The 19347-nt window shown below is 49.4% G+C and carries 18 protein-coding genes; 7 read left to right on the forward strand and 11 right to left on the reverse strand.

Annotation, left to right across the window (positions count from 1 at the left end; all coding sequences use genetic code 11):
* Positions 1 to 17: 17 nt before the first annotated feature.
* Complete coding sequence (xylA, locus tag BO53_RS0103775) at positions 18 to 1337, reverse strand: xylose isomerase (RefSeq protein ID WP_031545592.1); 1320 nt, start codon at positions 1335 to 1337, stop codon at positions 18 to 20.
* Positions 1338 to 1457: 120 nt separating this feature from the next.
* On the opposite strand from xylA, the gene BO53_RS0103780 reads away from it, so the two are divergent.
* On the forward strand, positions 1458 to 2084 hold the full coding sequence (locus tag BO53_RS0103780) for a YesL family protein (RefSeq protein WP_031545596.1): 627 nt from the start codon (positions 1458 to 1460) through the stop codon (positions 2082 to 2084).
* A gap of 10 nt (positions 2085 to 2094) precedes the next feature.
* Here the strand turns inward: BO53_RS0103780 and BO53_RS0103785 are convergent, their stop codons facing one another.
* The 3 genes from BO53_RS0103785 to BO53_RS0103795 all read right to left on the reverse strand — a co-directional run bounded on the left by BO53_RS0103785 (position 2095) and on the right by BO53_RS0103795 (position 5145).
* On the reverse strand, positions 2095 to 2916 hold the full coding sequence (locus BO53_RS0103785) for a carbohydrate ABC transporter permease (protein WP_031545599.1): 822 nt from the start codon (positions 2914 to 2916) through the stop codon (positions 2095 to 2097).
* A gap of 14 nt (positions 2917 to 2930) precedes the next feature.
* On the reverse strand, positions 2931 to 3809 hold the full coding sequence (locus tag BO53_RS0103790) for a carbohydrate ABC transporter permease (RefSeq protein WP_031545602.1): 879 nt from the start codon (positions 3807 to 3809) through the stop codon (positions 2931 to 2933).
* Between the two features lie 73 nt (positions 3810 to 3882).
* Positions 3883 to 5145, reverse strand: coding sequence for an ABC transporter substrate-binding protein (locus BO53_RS0103795; protein WP_051683000.1), 1263 nt, complete (start codon positions 5143 to 5145; stop codon positions 3883 to 3885).
* Positions 5146 to 5386: 241 nt separating this feature from the next.
* On the opposite strand from BO53_RS0103795, the gene BO53_RS0103800 reads away from it, so the two are divergent.
* From BO53_RS0103800 to BO53_RS0103810, 3 genes are all read left to right on the forward strand, one after another.
* Positions 5387 to 6580, forward strand: coding sequence for an ROK family protein (locus BO53_RS0103800; RefSeq protein ID WP_031545607.1), 1194 nt, complete (start codon positions 5387 to 5389; stop codon positions 6578 to 6580).
* A gap of 14 nt (positions 6581 to 6594) precedes the next feature.
* Positions 6595 to 7482, forward strand: a complete 888-nt coding sequence (locus tag BO53_RS0103805; protein ID WP_031545609.1) for a PucR family transcriptional regulator — start codon at positions 6595 to 6597, stop codon at positions 7480 to 7482.
* Positions 7483 to 7571: 89 nt separating this feature from the next.
* On the forward strand, positions 7572 to 8669 hold the full coding sequence (locus tag BO53_RS0103810; protein WP_031545611.1) for an ABC transporter ATP-binding protein: 1098 nt from the start codon (positions 7572 to 7574) through the stop codon (positions 8667 to 8669).
* Between the two features lie 32 nt (positions 8670 to 8701).
* Here BO53_RS0103810 and BO53_RS0103815 read toward each other — a convergent pair whose 3' ends face one another.
* Complete coding sequence (locus tag BO53_RS0103815; RefSeq protein WP_031545613.1) at positions 8702 to 9709, reverse strand: aldose epimerase family protein; 1008 nt, start codon at positions 9707 to 9709, stop codon at positions 8702 to 8704.
* A gap of 209 nt (positions 9710 to 9918) precedes the next feature.
* On the opposite strand from BO53_RS0103815, the gene glnA reads away from it, so the two are divergent.
* A complete protein-coding gene (glnA, locus tag BO53_RS0103820) occupies positions 9919 to 11253 on the forward strand; it encodes a type I glutamate--ammonia ligase (protein WP_031545615.1) in 1335 nt (444 codons plus the stop codon).
* A 76-nt stretch (positions 11254 to 11329) separates the two neighbouring features.
* Here the strand turns inward: glnA and BO53_RS0103825 are convergent, their stop codons facing one another.
* Together BO53_RS0103825 and BO53_RS0103830 are read right to left on the reverse strand one after the other, a co-directional pair.
* Positions 11330 to 12076, reverse strand: a complete 747-nt coding sequence (locus BO53_RS0103825) for a sulfite exporter TauE/SafE family protein (RefSeq protein WP_031545617.1) — start codon at positions 12074 to 12076, stop codon at positions 11330 to 11332.
* A gap of 142 nt (positions 12077 to 12218) precedes the next feature.
* Positions 12219 to 12875: a haloacid dehalogenase type II gene (locus BO53_RS0103830; protein ID WP_031545619.1), complete on the reverse strand. Its 657-nt coding sequence runs from the start codon at positions 12873 to 12875 to the stop codon at positions 12219 to 12221.
* Positions 12876 to 13050: 175 nt separating this feature from the next.
* Between BO53_RS0103830 and BO53_RS0103835 the strand changes: the two genes are divergently transcribed.
* Both BO53_RS0103835 and BO53_RS0103840 read left to right on the forward strand, forming a co-directional pair.
* On the forward strand, positions 13051 to 14253 hold the full coding sequence (locus BO53_RS0103835; RefSeq protein ID WP_031545622.1) for a transporter permease: 1203 nt from the start codon (positions 13051 to 13053) through the stop codon (positions 14251 to 14253).
* A gap of 376 nt (positions 14254 to 14629) precedes the next feature.
* Complete coding sequence (locus BO53_RS0103840) at positions 14630 to 15487, forward strand: glycerophosphodiester phosphodiesterase (protein ID WP_037341772.1); 858 nt, start codon at positions 14630 to 14632, stop codon at positions 15485 to 15487.
* 123 nt (positions 15488 to 15610) lie between these two features.
* Here BO53_RS0103840 and BO53_RS0103845 read toward each other — a convergent pair whose 3' ends face one another.
* From BO53_RS0103845 to BO53_RS0103860, 4 genes are all read right to left on the reverse strand, one after another.
* Complete coding sequence (locus BO53_RS0103845; protein WP_245608186.1) at positions 15611 to 16813, reverse strand: PDDEXK-like family protein; 1203 nt, start codon at positions 16811 to 16813, stop codon at positions 15611 to 15613.
* A 232-nt stretch (positions 16814 to 17045) separates the two neighbouring features.
* The gene (locus BO53_RS0103850) at positions 17046 to 17741 is read right to left on the reverse strand and encodes an amino acid ABC transporter permease (RefSeq protein WP_051683002.1); all 696 of its coding nucleotides are present in this window, start codon (positions 17739 to 17741) and stop codon (positions 17046 to 17048) included.
* Complete coding sequence (locus BO53_RS0103855) at positions 17734 to 18459, reverse strand: amino acid ABC transporter permease (RefSeq protein ID WP_031545630.1); 726 nt, start codon at positions 18457 to 18459, stop codon at positions 17734 to 17736. Before BO53_RS0103855 ends, BO53_RS0103850 begins: the two co-directional genes overlap by 8 nt.
* Positions 18460 to 18490: 31 nt before the next feature.
* The gene (locus BO53_RS0103860) at positions 18491 to 19327 is read right to left on the reverse strand and encodes a transporter substrate-binding domain-containing protein (RefSeq protein ID WP_031545634.1); all 837 of its coding nucleotides are present in this window, start codon (positions 19325 to 19327) and stop codon (positions 18491 to 18493) included.
* Positions 19328 to 19347: the final 20 nt, after the last annotated feature.

The raw sequence follows: 19347 nt of genomic DNA on the forward strand, positions 1-19347 counted from the left end.
TGAATACCTTCTTTCTTCTATTTGTACATCGTCAGCATATACTGATTGATTTTCGCTTTGATCTTCTCCAGGCTGCCGGATTCGAGGTTGATGTCACCGAGTCCGAGTGCGTGTGCTTCGAGCTTCTTGAAGTCCGTAGTGCCTTCCACAATCTCTTTGCCGATGCCATGGGTGAAGGAATCGTAGCGTGCGCTGATGAGGTCTTCAATCACACCATCGTCAAGCAATTTTTGGGCGAGTTTAAGCCCCACTGCGAAGCTGTCCATTCCTGCGATATGGGCATGGAAGAGGTCGTCAGCTTTGAAGGAGCCCCTTCTCACTTTGGCATCGAAGTTGAGCCCGCCTTTTCCGAGGCCTCCATTTTTGAGGATTTCGTACATTGCCAGAGTCGTCGAGTAGATGTCTGTCGGGAATTCGTCGGTATCCCATCCGAGCAGCGGATGTCCTTGGTTGGCGTCGACGGAACCAAGCATATCGTGGATTCTTGCATAATGCAGTTCATGCTCGAATGTATGACCCGCCAATGTCGCATGGTTTGCCTCTATATTGAATTTGAAGTCCTTCTCAAGACCATAGTTCTGGAGGAAGGCGTATCCGCTTGCCACATCAAAGTCATACTGATGGGAAGTCGGCTCCTTCGGCTTCGGCTCGATCAGGAACTGAGCGTCGAATCCGATTTCCCTTGCATAGTCCTTCGCCATATGGAAGAACCTGCCCAAGTTATCCATTTCAAGCTTCATGTCCGTATTCAGCAGCGTCTCATATCCTTCACGGCCGCCCCAGAAAACGTAGCTTTCTCCCCCAAGCTCCTTGCCGATTTCCAGTCCCTTCTTCACTTTCGCAGCTGCATAGGCAAATACATCCGCACTGTTGGAAGAAGCAGCACCATGTACAAATCTCGGGTGGGAGAAGTTGTTGGCAGTATTCCAGAGCAGCTTTACATCGCTTGTCTTCTGGTAATCTTTGATCATTGCAACGATCTCATCAAGATTTTTATAGGTTTCTTTCAGGGAATCTCCCTCAGGTGCAATATCTACATCATGGAAGCAGAAGTACGGAACACCAAGCTTGTCGTAGAATTCGAAAGCCGCTTCGACCCGTGCCTTAGCCAGATCCATTCCACTAAATTTGTCCCAAGGCCTCTGCGCTGTACCGGCACCGAATGGGTCCGAAAGATCCTCAGTGAACGTATGCCAATAGGCGACCCCGAACTTCAGGATATCCTCCATACGTTGGCCATTGATTTTCTCATCCGGATTGTAGAACTTGAACGCCATGTCCTTGTTTGAATTCGGTCCCTCGTAATTGATCTTTTCTATGTTGTTAAAGTATGCCATTGTATTTCCTCCTAATTTTAAATATACTTATTAATAATTAGTTCGTCCGAAAGACAAACTAAGTGATCATAATGTACTAAAACATGAATATACTAAACTAATCCAAACGGGGTGGTCTTAATGTATAACTCATTCATATACAGAATTCTTGAGTGGATTATGCGCCTTGCGTATGTGCAGCTCCTCTGGGTAGTCTTCACTCTGATCGGTCTGGTGGCATTCGGTCTCTTCCCTGCTACATTCTCCGTATTCCATGTGGTTCGGAGATGGTTGAGGGGAGACACCGACGTGTCCATTTCAAAAACTTTCATCGGCCATTACAAGGCGCACTTTTTCAAAAGCAACCTGCTCGGCCTGTGCGTTATCTTCGGAGTGGCCCTGATTGCAGTGAACCTAATCTTCATCGATGTTACTGCACCCGGCGATTTGACGCTGATACACATCCTGCTTTTTGCTGTCATATTACTCTACACCCTGTTCCTGTTCTATCTGTTCCCCGCTTTCGTCCATTTTGAAGGCAGCATCCTGAAAGTCATGAGAAACGCATTCCTCTTCATGCTGATCAGTCCCGTGCATACAGCACTGATGGCTGTATCACTTGCAGCACTTGGCGCAATCTTCTACTTCCTCCCGCCGCTCGCCTTCATCTTTGGCATGACTGCCTATTCATTAACGACCACCTGGTTCGCCCTCATGGCTTTCAATAAGCTCAATTCAAAGGCACCGAACAGCCAAGACACCGCATAGGTGTCTTTTTTCATCCTTTGACCGCACTGGAAGCGAGTCCCTCCACCACTTTATTGCTGAAAAAGATGAAGGCGATGAGGATAGGCAAGATACTGATGATGAGGGTGGCCCCGATAGCCCCCCAATCCGTCATATACTGGCCTATGAAGTTCTGTATCCCGACTGTCAACGTCTTGTACTTGTCGGAGCTGATGAAGGTGTTGACGAATACGAACTCATTCCAGTTGTAGATCATGTTGATGATGATCGTCGTGGACATGATCGGCATCGTCATGGGTAGTATGATCCTGAAAAACACCCCATGGATATTACAGCCGTCAATGACTGCCGCTTCCTCTATCTCTCTCGGGAGTGTGTAGTAGAAGCCGAGCAGGATCATGATGGTGATCGGCAGGTTATAGGCCGTATAGGTGATGATGATTGACAATGGATTGTCGATCAGATTGACCTGAAGGAACATGCTGAACAGCGGAATGATGGCCGAATGGACGGGAATCATCAGGCCGACCATGATCAGCCCAAGCACCAGGCCGCTGAGTTTCCACTTCATGCGGGTCAGTGCGAATGTAGCCATGCTGGCTATCACTACAGTGAGGACTACAGCAGTCGCTGTAATCCATATGCTGTTCCAGAAGTAGAGACCGATGCCGCCCTCCCATACCTTCAGGTAGTTCTCCCATTTGAATTCACTCGGCAGGGCAAAGGGGGACCCGGAAAAGATCTCCCTGTTGTCCTTGAGGGAAAAGAGGAACAGCCAAAACAGCGGAAAAAGTTGTATCACTGCCACGATTCCAAGGAAGGAATAGAGCAGTATATAGCCCAAACGATTCAACATACACATCCCCTTTAATATTGAAGTTTCTCGTCACTTGAAGTGGCTTTACGGATAAACAGAGTCGCTATCAATGTGATTATGAGCATCAGGAATCCGATGGCACTACCATATCCAAAGTCGTTTACCGAGAAGGCAAGCTTATACATATAGGATGCCATAACCTCACTGGCACCGTTCGGCCCCCCATTGGTCATTACATAAATCAGGTCGAAGTATTTCAACGAACCGACGACCGCCAGCACTACCGTGACAAGAATGACCTCCCGAATCAGGGGCAGTTTGATCTTAAGTGCAATCTGCAGCGGCGATGCCCCATCTATACGGGCCGCCTCAATCACCGTCTCGGGAATATTCTTCAGTGCAGCATAGTATATGAGTATGTAGAACCCTGCATACTGCCACACTATCGGCAGAAATATGGCATAGAGTACGATATTCGGGTCAGCCAGCCATGAAGGTGGATTTTCAACCCCCACCCGCATCAGGATCCAATTGAGGATACCATTGGAAGGATTGTAGACTTTGATCCACAACTGCGCAATCGCAACAGACGACAGCAACATTGGGATAAGATAGATTTTTCTCAGGAGACCGGCTCCTTTTATTTTGGAAGCCAACACAAGGGATACAGCCAGATAGAGTATGAGGCTCAGTGTAGAGAATAGAGCCAGAAGTGTCGAATGCCATACACTTGTCCAGAACATGCCGTCTTGCAAGCCCCTGATATAGTTTTCCAATCCGATGAATTTCATTTCCCCTATACCGTCCCACTCCATCAATCCATAATAGCCTGACAGGATAAGTGGAATGAAGATCAGCACCCCCACCAGCAGAAGCGCCGGTGACATGTAGAGGAGTATCATCCATTTATTAGACATTACCTTATTCATCACATTCACCTACATTTGAGGGAGGAGGCAACGGTAAGATTGCCACCCTCCCAGAATCATGATGCGTGTACAACTATTCGCCCTCGAGCACTTCCGTATGTGCTTCAGTGAATTCTTCAGGTGTCACTTCTCCGCCGAACAATGCCTGTATCTGATTCAGGTGCACATCTGCTGCGTCTGCACTCATCTGTACATCTGCATAAAGAGTGATGTTAGAAGCCGAATTCAAATCGTTCAGCACATCTACATACATCTGAGGCAGGTCCAGCGATTCGGGATCGATTTTGGTTGCCGGAATTATACCTACATCTGTCACTGCACGCTCGCCCCATTCTTCTACGAAGAATTTGGTAAATGCCTTCGCCTCTTCCTTTACATCCGAGTTTTCAGCAACGAACATGCCAACGCCCGGACCGCCGACATAGCTGTCCATATCTCCCTCACCGTCAACGGTTGGGAATTTGAAGTAGCCGACCGAGTCGCGGAACTCCTGTGGAACGTCTTCATTCGTCGTGTAGTTTGGCAGATCCCATGTAGCAATCAGATACATCGCCGCCTGCTCATTCATGAATGAACTCTTGGCTTCCTGGTCGGACAGACCATTCGCCCCTTGCATAAAGGTATCATTATCCACGAGGTTCTGTACTTCTTCTGCAGCCTGTATAAGTTCAGGCTTGTTGAAATCGCCGGATTCAATGGCTTCCGTCAGCAGTTGGGAGCCCCCGAGCCTGTCAGCCAGATACATATACCACATCGAGCCTGTCCAACTGTCTCCATTTCCAAGAGCGACAGGCGGTACACCATTTTCGTTCAGTGTATCCACCACCGAATTGAACTCCTCCAGTGTCTCAGGCGGCTCCAGTCCGTATTCATCGAATATGGCTTTGTTGTAGTAGACGTTCGCCGTATTCAGTTCCAATGGCAGGCCATACGTCTGACCGTCGATTTCATAGCCTTCAGTCGTCCCTTCTACAAACTGCTCGCGCAATCCATCATCCAACATGTCGTCCAGTGGCGCGAACTTTTCTCCGCTGACATAAGGCTCCAGATATCCCGCTGCCCATGTCATGCCTACATCCGGCAATTCATCGGAGGAGGAGAGCACCTTCACCTTATCCTTATACTGCTCGTTGCTCAAGACTTCAACATCCACCGAGACCCCTTCATTCTCTGCTTCAAAATCTGAGATGATCTCCTCGACCACCCTATGATGCTGGGCCGAATTGCCTTCCGGCCATAGATGCATGAATTCGACCTTTTTTTCCCCTTCGTTCCCTTCACCCGCTGAAGCGGACTCGTCCTCTCCACCGGAACAAGCTCCAAGCATCAGAACCATGGCCGTAGCCCCTGTAGCCGTAAGCGCTTTCAAGTAACCCAATAAAAAAACCCCCTGTTTGATTTTTCAATCATTTTTTATTTCTTGTTGATAGAATAGCACCCCTAACTTAATTTGTCTAGTGGATGAACAAAGTTTTACCAAAATCCATTTCGTCATTTCTTTTAGGAATGATGTACTGTATATTTAACATTATCATGAGGGCTGTCCTGATAAGGATCAATTGGAAGGAGTCGACTCAATGAAGAAAACAAAGACTTGGAACCAACATGTGGTCAAACAGGAGAATAAGGACCTCGTACTGCATACGATCATGCGCTACGACCCGATCTCCAGAGCAGAAACGGCAATTAAAACCAGCTTGAACAAAGGGACGGTCTCCTCCCTCGTCAATGATCTGATTGAAGAGAATATGGTCTACGAGTCCGGACCTGGGAAATCCAGTGGCGGCAGACGTCCGGTCATGCTGAACTTCAACCGGATGGCCGGCTGTTCCATAGGAATCGACCTTGGTGTCAACTATATCCTTGGTGTGCTTACCGACCTCACCGGTGAGATTCTGATGGAAAAGTATATCAAATACGAATATGAATCCTACGAGATAACCATGCAACATACGTTGGAAGTAATCGATTACCTCATTGCCAGACAGCCCGACACCCCCTACAGCATTGTGGGGATCGGGGTCGGCATTCCGGGAGCAGTCGACTTGAAGGGCCAGGTCATGCTCGCACCCAATCTCAACTGGGAAAACGTAGAGATAAAAGACAAGCTGCAAGATCGGTATGGGGTCCCGGTAATTATCGAAAATGAGGCGAATGCAGGATGTTATGGTGAAAAGAAATACGGTGTTGGCAGCAAAAGCAATCATATCCTCTACATCAGCATCGGTATCGGTATCGGCATCGGCATGATGCTGAATGGAGAGCTCTATCGCGGCAACAACGGTTTTTCCGGCGAGATGGGACACATGACCATCGATCTGAACGGCAACCTCTGCCCATGCGGGAATCGGGGATGCTGGGAACTCTACGCTTCTGAAAAGGGACTGCATGCAGCGATGGCTGCCTACGAGATCCCCCCTCAATCGAATGACCAAAGGGACCTCGAATACCTGATCGCCCGCGCCCGGCAGAACGATGAACGGGCACTCGCACTTTTCAATACGGTCGGCGGCTACATCGGCCTTGGTGTCAAGAATATCGTCAATACATTCAATCCCGAACAGGTCATCATCGGAAACCGCATGAGCTCTGCACAGGAGTGGATTGAACCTGCAATAAGAGAAAAGCTGGATGGAACACTATGGTTCCAAAAGGAAGGGCTGCACCTTGAATTCTCCGGCCTTTCCACCCACTCTTCGGCAATGGGCATGGCGGCCTTTTCCATCGAAAACTTCCTGAAGAGCTACCAATATAGCCAAACCGCACTTTAGGAAAGGAGGATTCCATGTTTTCAAGACTTAAGACCGCTTTCCCTTCCCTCATCCCCTTCACATGGGAAGAATCAGAACGGGAAAGGTACATATGGTTTGTGATGGAGGATGATGAAATAATCGGCATCGACAAGTCCGAGCTCTCCGAACATGATTTTTCAGTGCTTTCCGCCTTCCTCACCCCCTACCGGGAGAAATTCCCAATGCCCACAGATGAAGAGAAAAAGTGGATCGATGCCCTCCAGGGAAGGCAGACTCTTGACCGGAAGTCCGGTTACCGCTTCATCCACTTCCACATCCTCACCAGACATGTTGAACCCAAAGCCGTCGATCAGGCACTCAGGGAGGCAGTCGACCGGGAGGTGAGAATCATCTGGAAGGATGCCCATGAGGGCATCATCATAGAAGAAATCGAGCAGGCGAAGGAAACCATCAAATTCGAAGAGATCATCGATTTGATCATGAGCGACCTCTACCTGAACATAAAACTCTATGTGGCGCCTGCCAACTATGATGCCATGAGCCCAAAGACTTATCATGACCGGACTTCAGAGCAGGCCCGCCTCCTCTTCAACACCCTGGGCCAGCCCGTCATATCCTTCACCGACGGCATGACGGACCTCATACTCGACAGGACCTCCCCGGAGGACAGGCAGAACATCATCTCAGTGCTCGGTGATTATGCAGACGACCCTGCCTGGCTCGAGGCAATGACAGTCCTCTTCCAATGCAGCCTGAACATATCCGAAGCTTCAAAAAAGCTGTTCATGCACAGGAATACACTGCTGTACAAGATGGACAAGTTCAGTGAAAACACCGGACTGGACCTCCGTAATTTCGATGATGCGGTAAAGGTCCAGCTGGCCATAAGATGCCTCAATATGGAGAAGTGCACAAAATGAACGGCAATCATTGTGCACTCCTTCCATATACATCCCACCCCCTGCCCTCTAGAATAAAAGGCAACCATACAGCAAAGGGGATTTAGAATATGGCAGAACTCATGTTGAACGACATCAAAAAGGTCTATGACAACGGGGCCGTTGCGGTTGAAGATTTCAACCTGCATATCAAGGACAAGGAATTCATCGTTTTCGTCGGTCCATCAGGGTGCGGTAAGTCGACCACACTTCGAATGATTGCCGGCTTGGAAGAAATCAGTGGGGGTGAACTACGCATCGATGATGCGGTCGTCAATGATGTGGAACCCAAAAACCGGGATATTGCGATGGTCTTCCAGAACTATGCCCTTTATCCACACATGACCGTATATGATAATATGGCATTCGGGCTGAAACTGAGGAAGCAGGACAAGAAGGATATAGACCAGCGGGTCAGGAATGCCGCCAAAATATTGGGGCTTGAAGAATATCTCGACCGCAAACCCAAAGCACTCTCAGGCGGGCAGCGCCAAAGGGTCGCACTGGGCCGTGCAATCGTCCGGGATGCGAAAGTCTTCCTCATGGATGAGCCGCTCTCGAACCTCGATGCGAAGCTCCGGGTCCAGATGCGTGCTGAGATACAGAACCTCCATCATAAACTGCAGACGACAACCATCTATGTTACACATGACCAGACCGAGGCAATGACCATGGCCACAAGACTCGTCGTCATGAGGGATGGCTACATCCAGCAGGTGGGCACACCGAAAGAAGTCTATGACCACCCCGACAATATATTCGTTGCTGGATTCATCGGTTCGCCTGCAATGAACTTCTTCCGCGGAAAATTGATGGATGAGCATTTCGTGACCGATTCGCGCAAACTCAAAATTCCAGAGGGTAAGCTGAAAGTATTGAGGGAACAAGGCTACACGGAGCAAGAAGTGATTCTTGGCATACGGCCGGAAGACATCCACGATGAGCCGCTCTTCATACAATCAGCACCAGGTGCTGCACTGACTGCAGACGTTGAAGTCGCAGAACTTATGGGCGCAGAGATTTTCCTGCATTCCAATTATGACGGCCAGAAATTCATTGCCCGTATCGATTCACGGACGGATGTCAAACCCGATTCACAGATAGCGCTTGCTTTCGATATGAACAAGGCCATCTTCTTTGATGCCCAAACTGAAAACACCATCAGATGAACAAAAGAGGGACTGCTTTGCAGTCCCTCTTCCTATTTCCCTATACTGAATCTGAATACCGTCTCTTTCCTGCCCATCCCTTGTCCTTCCATATCGAATCCGAGATCCATATGCTGGGCGGCCGGCGTCACCTGCGCCTCCAGACAGAATCCCATATACTTCTGCGGCTTCCTGTGTGCGAGCGGCAGGCCGTCATCCAGATTATTGCCCGTATAGAACACGAGCCCCGGAAAATCCGTTGTCATTGTTACTTTACGGCCGCTCTCCGGCTCGTACACTACAAAGTGGTCTTCATCCTCCAACAGGAAGTAGTGGTCATAGCCGCCATTCGCCACTCTGAGCTGTGCATCACCGCTTTCGAACACTTCCTGCAGCGTCCTATCCTGTCGAAGATCGAATATGCCTTCACATGCTTTGATGGATTCCGGGATCAGCGTGTCATCCATCTTCAGATATCGGGAGGCACCACTCCTGGCAAAATGATTTCCGATGGTACGTTCCGGATCATTGTTCAGGTTGAAATAGACATGATTGGTCGGTGCCACGGCTGTCGGCCCCGTACTTTCCACTTCATACTCGAGCTTCAGGGCATTGTCCTCATCGAGTGAATAGAGGATGCTCACTTCGGGGGCGCCGGGATAATCCTCGACCGATGTCGTGAATTTCACTTTTTCGATGCCATCCTCTTTGATGACCGAATCCTTCCACACCTCTGTATGTACACCCACGTCACCACTGTGGAGCAGATGCGGACCGTCGTTGCTGTCGAAGCGGTACACCTCCCCATCCACTTCAATCTCTGCCTCCTTCACCCTGCCTGCCACTGGGGCGATGGTCACGCCGAGGAAGTGCAGATTCCCCCGATACTCCTCAAGGGAGTCATTTTGCAGGACCACATTGCTGAAGTCCCCATTTCTATCCGGCACATGGATGCCGATGATGCTCGCCCCTATGTTCAGCAGTTCGACTTTCATGCCTTTACTGTTCTCCAGCACGTATTCAATGATGCCGTCTTCATGCTTCTTTTTATTGATCTTCATTCATACCCATCGCCTTTCCGATATCATTTTCCAATAATAACAATATACCCATTCTTTCGGCCAAAAACCAATACATCACATACAACTGCTTTCCTGAATTTCAATACAGTTATTATTTTTACGTTTAGCCTTTCAATGTTAAGGTTAAAGAGTATGGAATAGTGTCAAAAATCAAAAGGCACAAAATATATTAGGAGCGTGTTTACTTTATGACCGAGTACTCGAGGGAAGATATTTTAAGGATTGCGGAAAATGAAAATGTCCGGTTCGTCAGATTGCAGTTCACTGACATACTGGGCACAATCAAAAATGTGGAAATACCAGCCAGTCAGCTTGATAAGGCACTTGACGGCGAAGCCATGTTCGATGGCTCCTCCATCGAAGGCTTCGTAAGACTGGAAGAATCCGATATGTACCTGAAACCCGACTTCAATACTTGGGTGATCTTCCCATGGGAGCACAACGGCAAGCGGATCGCCAGACTGATCTGTGATGTCTATGACATCGACGGCAAGCCTTTCGAAGGCGACCCGAGATCGAACTTGAAAAGGGTCGTCAAGGAAATGGAGGAAATGGGCTATGAAGGCATGAACCTTGGTGCAGAACCGGAATTCTTCCTCTTCAAGCTCGATAAGAACGGCAATCCGACGACGGAACCGAGTGATGAGGGCGGCTACTTCGACCTCGCTGCGATGGATGATGGTGAGGAATGCCGTCGTGAAATCTCACGCACACTGGAGGAGATGGGCTTCGAGGTCGAGATGTTCCACCATGAAAACGCCCCGGGACAGCAGGAGATCAGCTTCAAATATGCAGACGCCGTCACATCCTCCGACAACCTGCAGACATTCAAACTGGTCGCAAAAACGGTTGCGAGGCGCTACAACCTGCACGCAACATTCATGCCGAAGCCGATCTATGGGCAGCCGGGAAGCGGCATGCACTATAACGTCTCCCTCTTCCGTGATGGACAGAACGTCTTCTATGACGAAAATGACGAATTCGGTCTGAGCAAGGAAATGCGCCACTTCATGGCGGGACTGCTGATGCACGCCAGAGGATACACCGCCGTCTGCAACCCGCTCGTCAACTCCTACAAGCGCCTGCAGTCCGGATTTGAGGCACCGAAGTATATCGCTTGGAGCGGCCGCAACCGTTCTCCACTCCTCAGAATCCCTTCCACACGCGGTGCGGCGACGCGCGCTGAAGTGCGCTCACTCGATCCATCCGCAAACCCGTACCTTGCGACCGCAGCCATCCTGAAGGCTGGACTCGAAGGCATCCGCAATGAAACTGAACTCGATACGCCGGTCGATGAGAACATCTATGAAATGACGAAGAAGGAAAGGGACGTCGAAAACATCGAAGACCTGCCGACGACACTCTACACCGCGCTCAAAGCATTAAGGGAAGATACGGTCATCCAGGAAGCGCTCGGCAAGCATATCTATAAGCAGTTCTACGACAACAAACAGCTCGAGTGGCAGATGTACAGCGCCCAGATCACCCAATGGGAACTCGATGAATACTTGACGCAGCACTAGAGCATGGCACTCCAAACAAAAGACCGCCGGCTGGAACGATTTCCAGCCGACGGTCTTTTATTTTGAGAGGGTGTCCCTATCTGATGAGCAGGATGACCGCGAAGAAGATGATGGCGATGATCAGGATGCGCTCGAGCAGCTTATCCGGCAGGGTGCTCGCATACCTGCCGCCGATGGATCCGCCGATTGCGGAACCGATGGAGAGCGCAATGGCGAACTTCCAGCTGATCAGGTCATTGAAGATGAAGACGAAGGTCGAGACCGAGATATAGATGGTGACGACAAGCGTTTTGATGCCGTGCATCTCCCCCATCGGGATGTTCGGAATGAGCATGAGCAGCGTCAGGCTGATGAAGAAGCCGACCCCTGCCTGAAGTGCCCCGCCGTACAGGCCGATCAGGATGAAGGCGACCCCGAGCAGCGGGATGGCCACCTTCGGATTGAACTTGCCTTTCATGTAGCGCTGGGGCTTGATGATGAGCAGCACTGCGAAAATGACCATGAAGACAGCCAGGAGCGTATCGAATGTATCATCTGCGATATTGACCGCAAACCGGGCCCCATATACCGATGCGATGGTCGTCGGGATGGCCAGCAGCAGGCCGAACTTCCAGTTCAGATGCCCATTCTTCTGGAACTGGTACAATGCAAACCCATTCTGGAAAAGGATGGCGATACGGTTCGTCCCATTTGCCACATTGGATGGCAGTCCGAAGAATATGAGCATCGGCAGTGTGAGCATGGAACCGCCCGCCGAGACGATGTTGATGAAACCGACGACGATGCCGACGGCAAGTATTGCTGCGAGTGATAGAATTTCCATATGATAGCTTCTTTCCTCTTATTTTGTCTTCATTAAAATAGTTCCAATGTTTAAGCATTATCATACCAGTTTTATATGTAAAATACACCGGGGTGCCCAAAATTCATTAAAAAGAGCAGGTTCGGCTGCCTGCCCTTTACATCTATAGCCATTCTAGTATACCGGTCAGGTCCGTATATGCCCGGTCGGGCTGGACATCCAATGTTTCCGGCTGTGCATGTCCCCGGTTGATCCAGGCCGTATGGAAGCCGAAGCTCGCCGCGCCCATGATGTCCCATGAATTCGACGACATGAAGAGCACTTCCTCCCTTTCGACACCCAACTGGTCCAGGGCATGGGCGTAGGCGGCGGCAGCGGGCTTGTACTGCTTGATTTCATCTGCACTGATGACCATGTCGATATCCCCAGCAATCCCGGAACCGCTGACAAGCGGGTCAATCATATTCTCCGAACCGTTCGAGAATACGACACGCTGCCTGTCCGAGAGCTTCCCGAGCACATCTTTCACTTCTTCGAACAACTCAAGCTCCAGGTAGGCCTCCATCAGCACATCCTCATTTTCCTTTGTAAGCTTCGCACCTTCCGCCTTGCACGCGTATCTCAGCGCATCCCGGGTCACTTCATCAAATGGCCGGTAGCGCCCCATCAACTGCCTCTGGAAAAAGTACTCCAGCTGCTTCTTCCGCCAGGCCGCACTGATCGCCTCCCCCTTCTCCGGAAAAATCGCGTCGCATGCCGCCTTCACCGAATGGACATCGTACAACGTGCCATATGCATCAAACACCAGCGCTTTGATCATATCAGGTCCCCTCCACTTTTCAAGATGCTTTACAGCTACCCTACGCACCTCCATCCAAACAACTGGAGCGCCCACATCATTTAAAAATATGAAAAAATAGTGATATAGGAATAGTTTGCCCATATTACGGTTATAAGAAAGGAAGCGCTAAAATTGGCAACAGGAGGTGGTCTGGATGACGAAGAGAAGCATCGCATTGATCACAGCACCCGGCATCGCAGAGCGGTTTGGTGCGGAGCTTGTTGAAGTTCTGCCCGAAATGCTCGACTACTATATCACCGATGATTATGAATGGGATGTCCATTACTATGAAGATATACTTACCGGCGGCACGAACGATTCCACAGAAGTGATAGATGCGGTCCTGGAAAGGAAGGAACGAGAAGATTGGGATTATGCCATCGCACTGACCGACCTGCCGCTCTTCAAAGAGAAGAAGCCGGTTATCGCAGAAGCGCTCAAAGATAAGAATGCAGCATTCCTCAGCCTGCCGGGCTTCGGTTTCACCATGATGAGGAAGCGTGTGCAGGAAGCCATCCTGCAGCTGATCAACGAAATGTACTATGGCACTTCGGATGAAGGACGACAGGCTTCCGAGGCGAACTTGAAATCCCAAAGAAAGCAGAAGTTCGATGCCCTGAGAAACAAAAATTCGAGAGCCCTCATCGGCACCCGGCTCCTGGAACGCTTTTCCCCACTCATACGGGAGACCCCCAAAGAAGTGGGGGATGCCGTAGACGTCCGGTATACCGTCAAATCCCGGCTGGGTGGAATGATCCGGATCATTTCGGGGATGGTATTCGCCAATGAGCCCTGGAAGATGTTTCCCGCCTTTGGGAAAATCATCGTCATCGCCTTCACAACCGGTTCCTATGCCCTTGTATTCCAGACATTATGGCAGCTCAGCACAAACTACAGCGTGCCACGTGCAATACTGATGACCATCATCTCAATCCTCGCCCTCACCGCCTGGATCATTCTGGCCCACCAGCTATGGGAAAAGCGGAGTGATGAGCAATCCAACTACATCAGAAAGTTGTACAACTCAGCCACATTCTTCACACTGCTCCTGACCGTCATCATGTACTACGTCATCCTGTTCACGATGTTCCTGATCTTGACGCTACTCCTCATGCCACCGGCCCAGATCGAGTCCTACACGTCCTCATCCATAGATATAGGCATCTACTTCTACACTTCATGGATCGGAGCAAGCATCTCGACGATCATTGGTGCCCTCGGATCCGCCTTCGAGGAGGAAGAGGTCGTACTCGACAGCACATACGGATATCGCCAGCGCCAGCGTCATAAGAAACTGAAGGAAGAACGTGAGAAGGAAAAGGAAAAGGAAAAGAAGGAGGAAGACAGTAGGAAGTAAGAGGGATAAAATAACCGCGCGTCAATCTGCACCCTTCAAAGCATACGCTTTGAAGGGTGCTTTTCTAGGTCCAATCAATAAGGGATGGGGCAATTGGAAGGCCATGCAGGGTCAGGTGAAAACATCCTGATACACTCATGATGCCAAGAGCATTTACAGCATATTAACAAGACCTTAATCATGTCTGAACATTTTTCCATTAGACTGCCAGTGTACGTCACTTTACGGGGAGGGTTCGAAGAAATCTGAAGCGGTTGATTTTTAATTTATGCGAAACAGGATGGGCCTACAGTTTGCTGCAGACCCCGATCAGAACGAAGCCGATCCAATTTTAATGAAGGAGAGAAGATTCATGAAAAACATTGCAGACACCTTGATGAAAACTTTATTGATGGCAGTCCTTTTGATGGGCATATTCGGAATATCGAATGAACAGCATACAGCTTCGGCCGCTGGAAAAAGCGATATTGCCCCCAATACCTCAAAACATACGTTGAACATCGCACATAGGGGCGCCTCAGGTTATGCCCCCGAAAACACCATGGCAGCATTTGACAAGGCCCTGGAAATGAAAGCCGATTACATCGAAATAGATGTGCAATTGAGCAAAGACGGGGAAGTAGTATTAATGCATGACGCAATGGTCGACAGGACGACGGATGGTTCAGGGAGAATAGATGCATTCACCCTTGAAGAATTGAGGCGGCTGGATGCAGGCAACTGGTTTGGACCTCAATTTGTGGGAGAACAGATTCCTACATTGGAAGAAGTACTCGATGCATACCGCGGAAAGATCGGCATCCTTATTGAAATCAAAAATGCATCCCAGCATCCCGGTATTGAAGAAAAAATTGCTGGTGCACTTGAAGAAAGGAATATGGACAAACCGAATAACGGAAAGATCATCGTCCAATCATTCGACCACGGATCAATCGCACGCTTCAATGCCCTCCTGCCGAATGTCGACACCGGCGTACTCGTGGGCTATGACGCTGAAGGCATATCAGATGCACAACTCGCCCAGTTCTCCACATATGCTGATTATGTAAATCCCAACCACCAGATGGTGGACGCGGATCTGGTCAGCCGTATCCATGACTACGGTATGCAGATTGCTCCATATACAATAAATGATCAATCAAGGATCAATGAACTGATGGATTATGGGGTTGATGGAATCATTTCAGATTACCCGGACCTCGTGGGGCATAACAGCGCTCTACACTACAATTAGGAGACAATCTCCCACTTCAAGATGCGATATAGATGAGTAATACCAAAAACCATAGGTGTCATGATTTTTGTAGTACACCCCCAAAAAGTAAACGACGCTCTTTTTTTAGAGCGTCGTTATTTACTATACTTCAATTTCATACCCTTCCAGTACTGCCTTCTCGACTTCCTTCAAGTCATTCCTAAAGAACTTGTCCACCCTGCTTTCAACCGCTTCATGAAGTTTCTGGTGATCCATTTCATGACTTTCATTGTAATCGAGGATGTTCTTTACATATACCGTTGTATACGCAGTGGTAAGCTTTTTGTTTTTCCCTTTGAAGACGGCCGGTTTATCTGAAACGATGTCGTACAGCCGCTCTCGGATATGTTCTTCTCCAGGACCAATAATCAGTTTCACTCTGAGTCCTCTGGTTGTATTCTGGAATTCAAACAATAATATCCGCCTGCTTGAGGTCCATCCCCCACCTTCATTTTCAACTGTTTGATCAAGCTGTTTCGTAGTGAAGCGGATCAACGTCTTGTTGCTGTCGTCCAGTACCAGATCTTCATCCGCTTCTATCATGTCCTGAAGCTTGGCCGAAACATCCGAATACATGTCGGGCTTGTATTCAAAAATTAGATCAAGCGCCTTCTTGTGCTTGAAGTATATATCCTGGCACAGTTTTTCCAAATTGCTGTCTCCCACAACGTACCTCCTGAGTGTATCCATATATTGTTCGATGAACAGCCTCACGCTGTTCTCCATCATATTTTGCCTGGATTCTAGACAGTACTCGATCATCTGCATCACCCCGCTGTAATCCATGCTCGTCCATATTTCAGGGTTGCTTGCTTCATCCCCGAAAGGTGTGAGATAAACGAAAACCTGATGGTATCCAGGGAAGTTGTCCTGGATGATTTCATAGTATTTGTTCAGTTGATGCTTCGACTCCCTGCTCCATACCTTGTTCTCTATAACCAGAACAAATCTGTTGGACTCGGAAATCGCAAGCAGGTCGATATTTTGCCATTCCCTCCTGACAATCAGATCATGGTAATCCCAGAGCAGTACCTTCAATGGGTCGAGCGTTCCCTTCGTCCCATCATATCCTTGAACAATTTCCTGCATGAAGCGTTTTATGAAAGCATCACTGAAGCCATGTTGCTCATTGGGCGAAAACAGCCAACCCAGTACATTGCTGTGCCGTATTTCCATGTTTACGATACCCAGTGTCTCGAATACATTGAACTTCGATGTCTGTGCCTCTATCTTTTCGAGTTCATTGATATCCATCAAAAAGTTTTGGAGCACTTCCCTTTCCTCTCTAGTAATCAACTTTTCCAATCTTTCCAACTCCCAGTTCAAATGCAAGAAGCCGATGCCTCTCATCCACTCTAATTACTGTGCCTTTATTATACTCAAATTCCTTTATATTCATCCTTAAAAAATCGTATAACTTTTCACCTATAGCGTAGTAATCTCCTTCTATGCTCCAACAAAAAAAGGACCTGATTTCTCAGGTCCCTGGGATTATTAATTGTATCTTCCGTTTATGCAACACCAATAATCCTGTTCATTACGCATATCCTCTTCTCATCCTGTTCTCCAGCTTATCGATGACATACGTAAGCAGTACACATATCCCCCAGTATACAAACGCTGCAGCGACGAAGGCTTCCAAATAGCTGAAGCTCTGTGCACCGACGAGCCTTGCCTGGGCGAAGATGTCCACAACGGTCACGAGGAAGGCGAGTGACAGCGCCTTGATGATGATCAGGAATGCATTCATCGTATCGGGCAGCGCCTCCACCATGACCTGCGGGATGATGACCTTCCTCAATACCTGGGTGGTACTGTAGCCGAGCGACTGGGCCGCTTCTATCTGATCCTTATCCAATGAATGCAGTGCACCCCTGATGATTTCGGACTGGAACACGGAGTAGCAGATGCTGAATGTCACGATGACGATGGCCGTGGAATTCAGGCTCGTCGGGTCGAAGGTGACATTGAACAGCCCGAGAAACCACGCGAGCACGAGCGGCAATGAATAATAGACCAGGTAGAGGAGCACGACATTCGGTGTGCCGCGCAGGAATGACTGCAGGACACCGATGACCTGTCTGACCACCGGTATGTTCAAACTCTGGATGTATGTGATCATGGCACCGAGCGTAAATGAAAGGACAAGGATGATGAGCGCCAAAAGCAGCGTCTTCGGAACGACTTTTAGGATTTCAACGAAGCTTTCGAAAACGGTCATGATATCAAACACTGTAGCCCGCCTCCTCTTCCTTCAGCTCGTAGCCCGTCTTTCTGAGCACCCGCTTCTTCCTGCGCTCGAGCAGTCTGATGATCTGCTCGGAGACCATGGAGATGCCCCAGTAGATGAGCGCCACCGTCAAGAATACTTCCACCTGCTTCATGCCGAATGTATCCCCGCTCATGATCGTCGCCAGACCCATGACGTCGACAACACCAATCGCGAAGACGAGGGAACTGTCATGGATGAGGTGAATCATCGCATTGCCGAGGCCCGGCAGTGCGATCGGTGCCATCTGCGGGATGACGATCCCCTTCATCTTCTGGAACGGCGTATAGCCGAGGCTCTCCGCCGCTTCATGCTGGCCCTTATCGATCGCCAAGTATGCCGGCCGCAACACTTCCGACATATATGCACCATTGAAGAAGATCAGGCAGACCACTGCGGCGGTGATTGCTCCGATGTTCGTTATATCGAACCCGATCAGCTGCAGCAGCACCGGCAGGCCGAAGAAGAACAGGAAGAGCTGCAGCAGTATCGGTGTGCTCCGGGTGAAGGATATATATGCCCCCATCAGCTGGCTGAGCACCGGTATCCTCCGGATCCGTATCGCAGCAACCGGAATACTGAGCAAAAGACCGAATACAGCGGAGAGTACGACAATCAGGATCGTTATGGGGATCACAGACAGGAACTGTGGAAATATCTCCAGCATATATTTAATATCCATGACTACCTCTCCTCTTCATTCATTGCCATTTCTACTCTTCGTACTGCAGGATGTCTTCCCCGTAGAATTCATTGGACAGTTCCGACACGGTGCCTTCTTCCTTCAGTTCTGCCAACGCTTCGCTGACTTTGTCACGCAGTTCAGCATTCTCTTCGGAATCATGGATCAGGAAATAAGTCGGATTGATTTCCACCGGTTCCGTCACATGGATGTCGAGACCCGCCTCTTCAATGATCTTCTGCTGGCCCAGGTTGGATGGGTGGACGAGCGCATCATAGACGCCGTCGTTCACTTCCTGCAGACGATCGGATGTCGGGATGCCGCCGTCCGACGTATCAAACTCGATCTGGTTGTCCGGATGCTCCTCATTGTAGCTGTTCAGCAGGTTGAAGACGCCGCCTGTCGGTGTAACCGGTACAATGTTCTTGCCCGGGAGGTCATCGAGACTTTCGATTTCACCTTCCTGGTCCCCTGTCGCAAATATCTTCATCAGGCTTGGACCATTACTTTCGTCGGGAACCAGATAGCTCTCCTCCCTTTCCGGAGAAAGTATGAGTCCCTGGGCGAGCAGGTCATACTGGCCGGTATCGAGGCCGATTTCACCCGCACTGTCGCTGGCACCTTCCATGTTGAACGTATAGCCCTCAAGCTTTTCGTCTATGGCACGCAGCAGTTCGGGTTCGTAGCCTGTCAGTTCTCCGTCATCACCGACATAGCTCAACGGGCGGGAGGAGGAGGACACTGCAACATCCACTGTCCTGACCTCTCCGCTTTCTTCAGAACCCTCTGCACTCTCTTCTTCGCCGCCACATGCCGCGAGCACCAATAGTACCGCTGCAAATGACACCAATAACAATAATTTTTTCATCGTATGTTTGCCTCCTTATG

The organism is Salinicoccus luteus DSM 17002 (genome assembly GCF_000712035.1).
GTDB lineage: Bacteria > Bacillota > Bacilli > Staphylococcales > Salinicoccaceae > Salinicoccus > Salinicoccus luteus.

What these genes read in the sequence shown, in the direction of transcription:
- BO53_RS0103795 (WP_051683000.1), bottom strand. Translation starts at nt 5,145, where the DNA reads ATGGTTCTGATGCTTGGAGCTTGTTCCGGTGGAGAGGACGAGTCCGCT.
- BO53_RS0103790 (WP_031545602.1), bottom strand. Translation starts at nt 3,809, where the DNA reads ATGAATAAGGTAATGTCTAATAAATGGATGATACTCCTCTACATGTCA.
- BO53_RS0103815 (WP_031545613.1), bottom strand. Translation starts at nt 9,709, where the DNA reads ATGAAGATCAATAAAAAGAAGCATGAAGACGGCATCATTGAATACGTG.
- BO53_RS0103800 (WP_031545607.1), top strand. Translation starts at nt 5,387, where the DNA reads ATGAAGAAAACAAAGACTTGGAACCAACATGTGGTCAAACAGGAGAAT.
- glnA (WP_031545615.1), top strand. Translation starts at nt 9,919, where the DNA reads ATGACCGAGTACTCGAGGGAAGATATTTTAAGGATTGCGGAAAATGAA.
- BO53_RS0103840 (WP_037341772.1), top strand. Translation starts at nt 14,630, where the DNA reads ATGAAAACTTTATTGATGGCAGTCCTTTTGATGGGCATATTCGGAATA.
- BO53_RS0103810 (WP_031545611.1), top strand. Translation starts at nt 7,572, where the DNA reads ATGGCAGAACTCATGTTGAACGACATCAAAAAGGTCTATGACAACGGG.
- BO53_RS0103855 (WP_031545630.1), bottom strand. Translation starts at nt 18,459, where the DNA reads ATGGATATTAAATATATGCTGGAGATATTTCCACAGTTCCTGTCTGTG.
- BO53_RS0103860 (WP_031545634.1), bottom strand. Translation starts at nt 19,327, where the DNA reads ATGAAAAAATTATTGTTATTGGTGTCATTTGCAGCGGTACTATTGGTG.
- BO53_RS0103780 (WP_031545596.1), top strand. Translation starts at nt 1,458, where the DNA reads ATGTATAACTCATTCATATACAGAATTCTTGAGTGGATTATGCGCCTT.
- BO53_RS0103805 (WP_031545609.1), top strand. Translation starts at nt 6,595, where the DNA reads ATGTTTTCAAGACTTAAGACCGCTTTCCCTTCCCTCATCCCCTTCACA.
- xylA (WP_031545592.1), bottom strand. Translation starts at nt 1,337, where the DNA reads ATGGCATACTTTAACAACATAGAAAAGATCAATTACGAGGGACCGAAT.
- BO53_RS0103825 (WP_031545617.1), bottom strand. Translation starts at nt 12,076, where the DNA reads ATGGAAATTCTATCACTCGCAGCAATACTTGCCGTCGGCATCGTCGTC.
- BO53_RS0103830 (WP_031545619.1), bottom strand. Translation starts at nt 12,875, where the DNA reads ATGATCAAAGCGCTGGTGTTTGATGCATATGGCACGTTGTACGATGTC.
- BO53_RS0103835 (WP_031545622.1), top strand. Translation starts at nt 13,051, where the DNA reads ATGACGAAGAGAAGCATCGCATTGATCACAGCACCCGGCATCGCAGAG.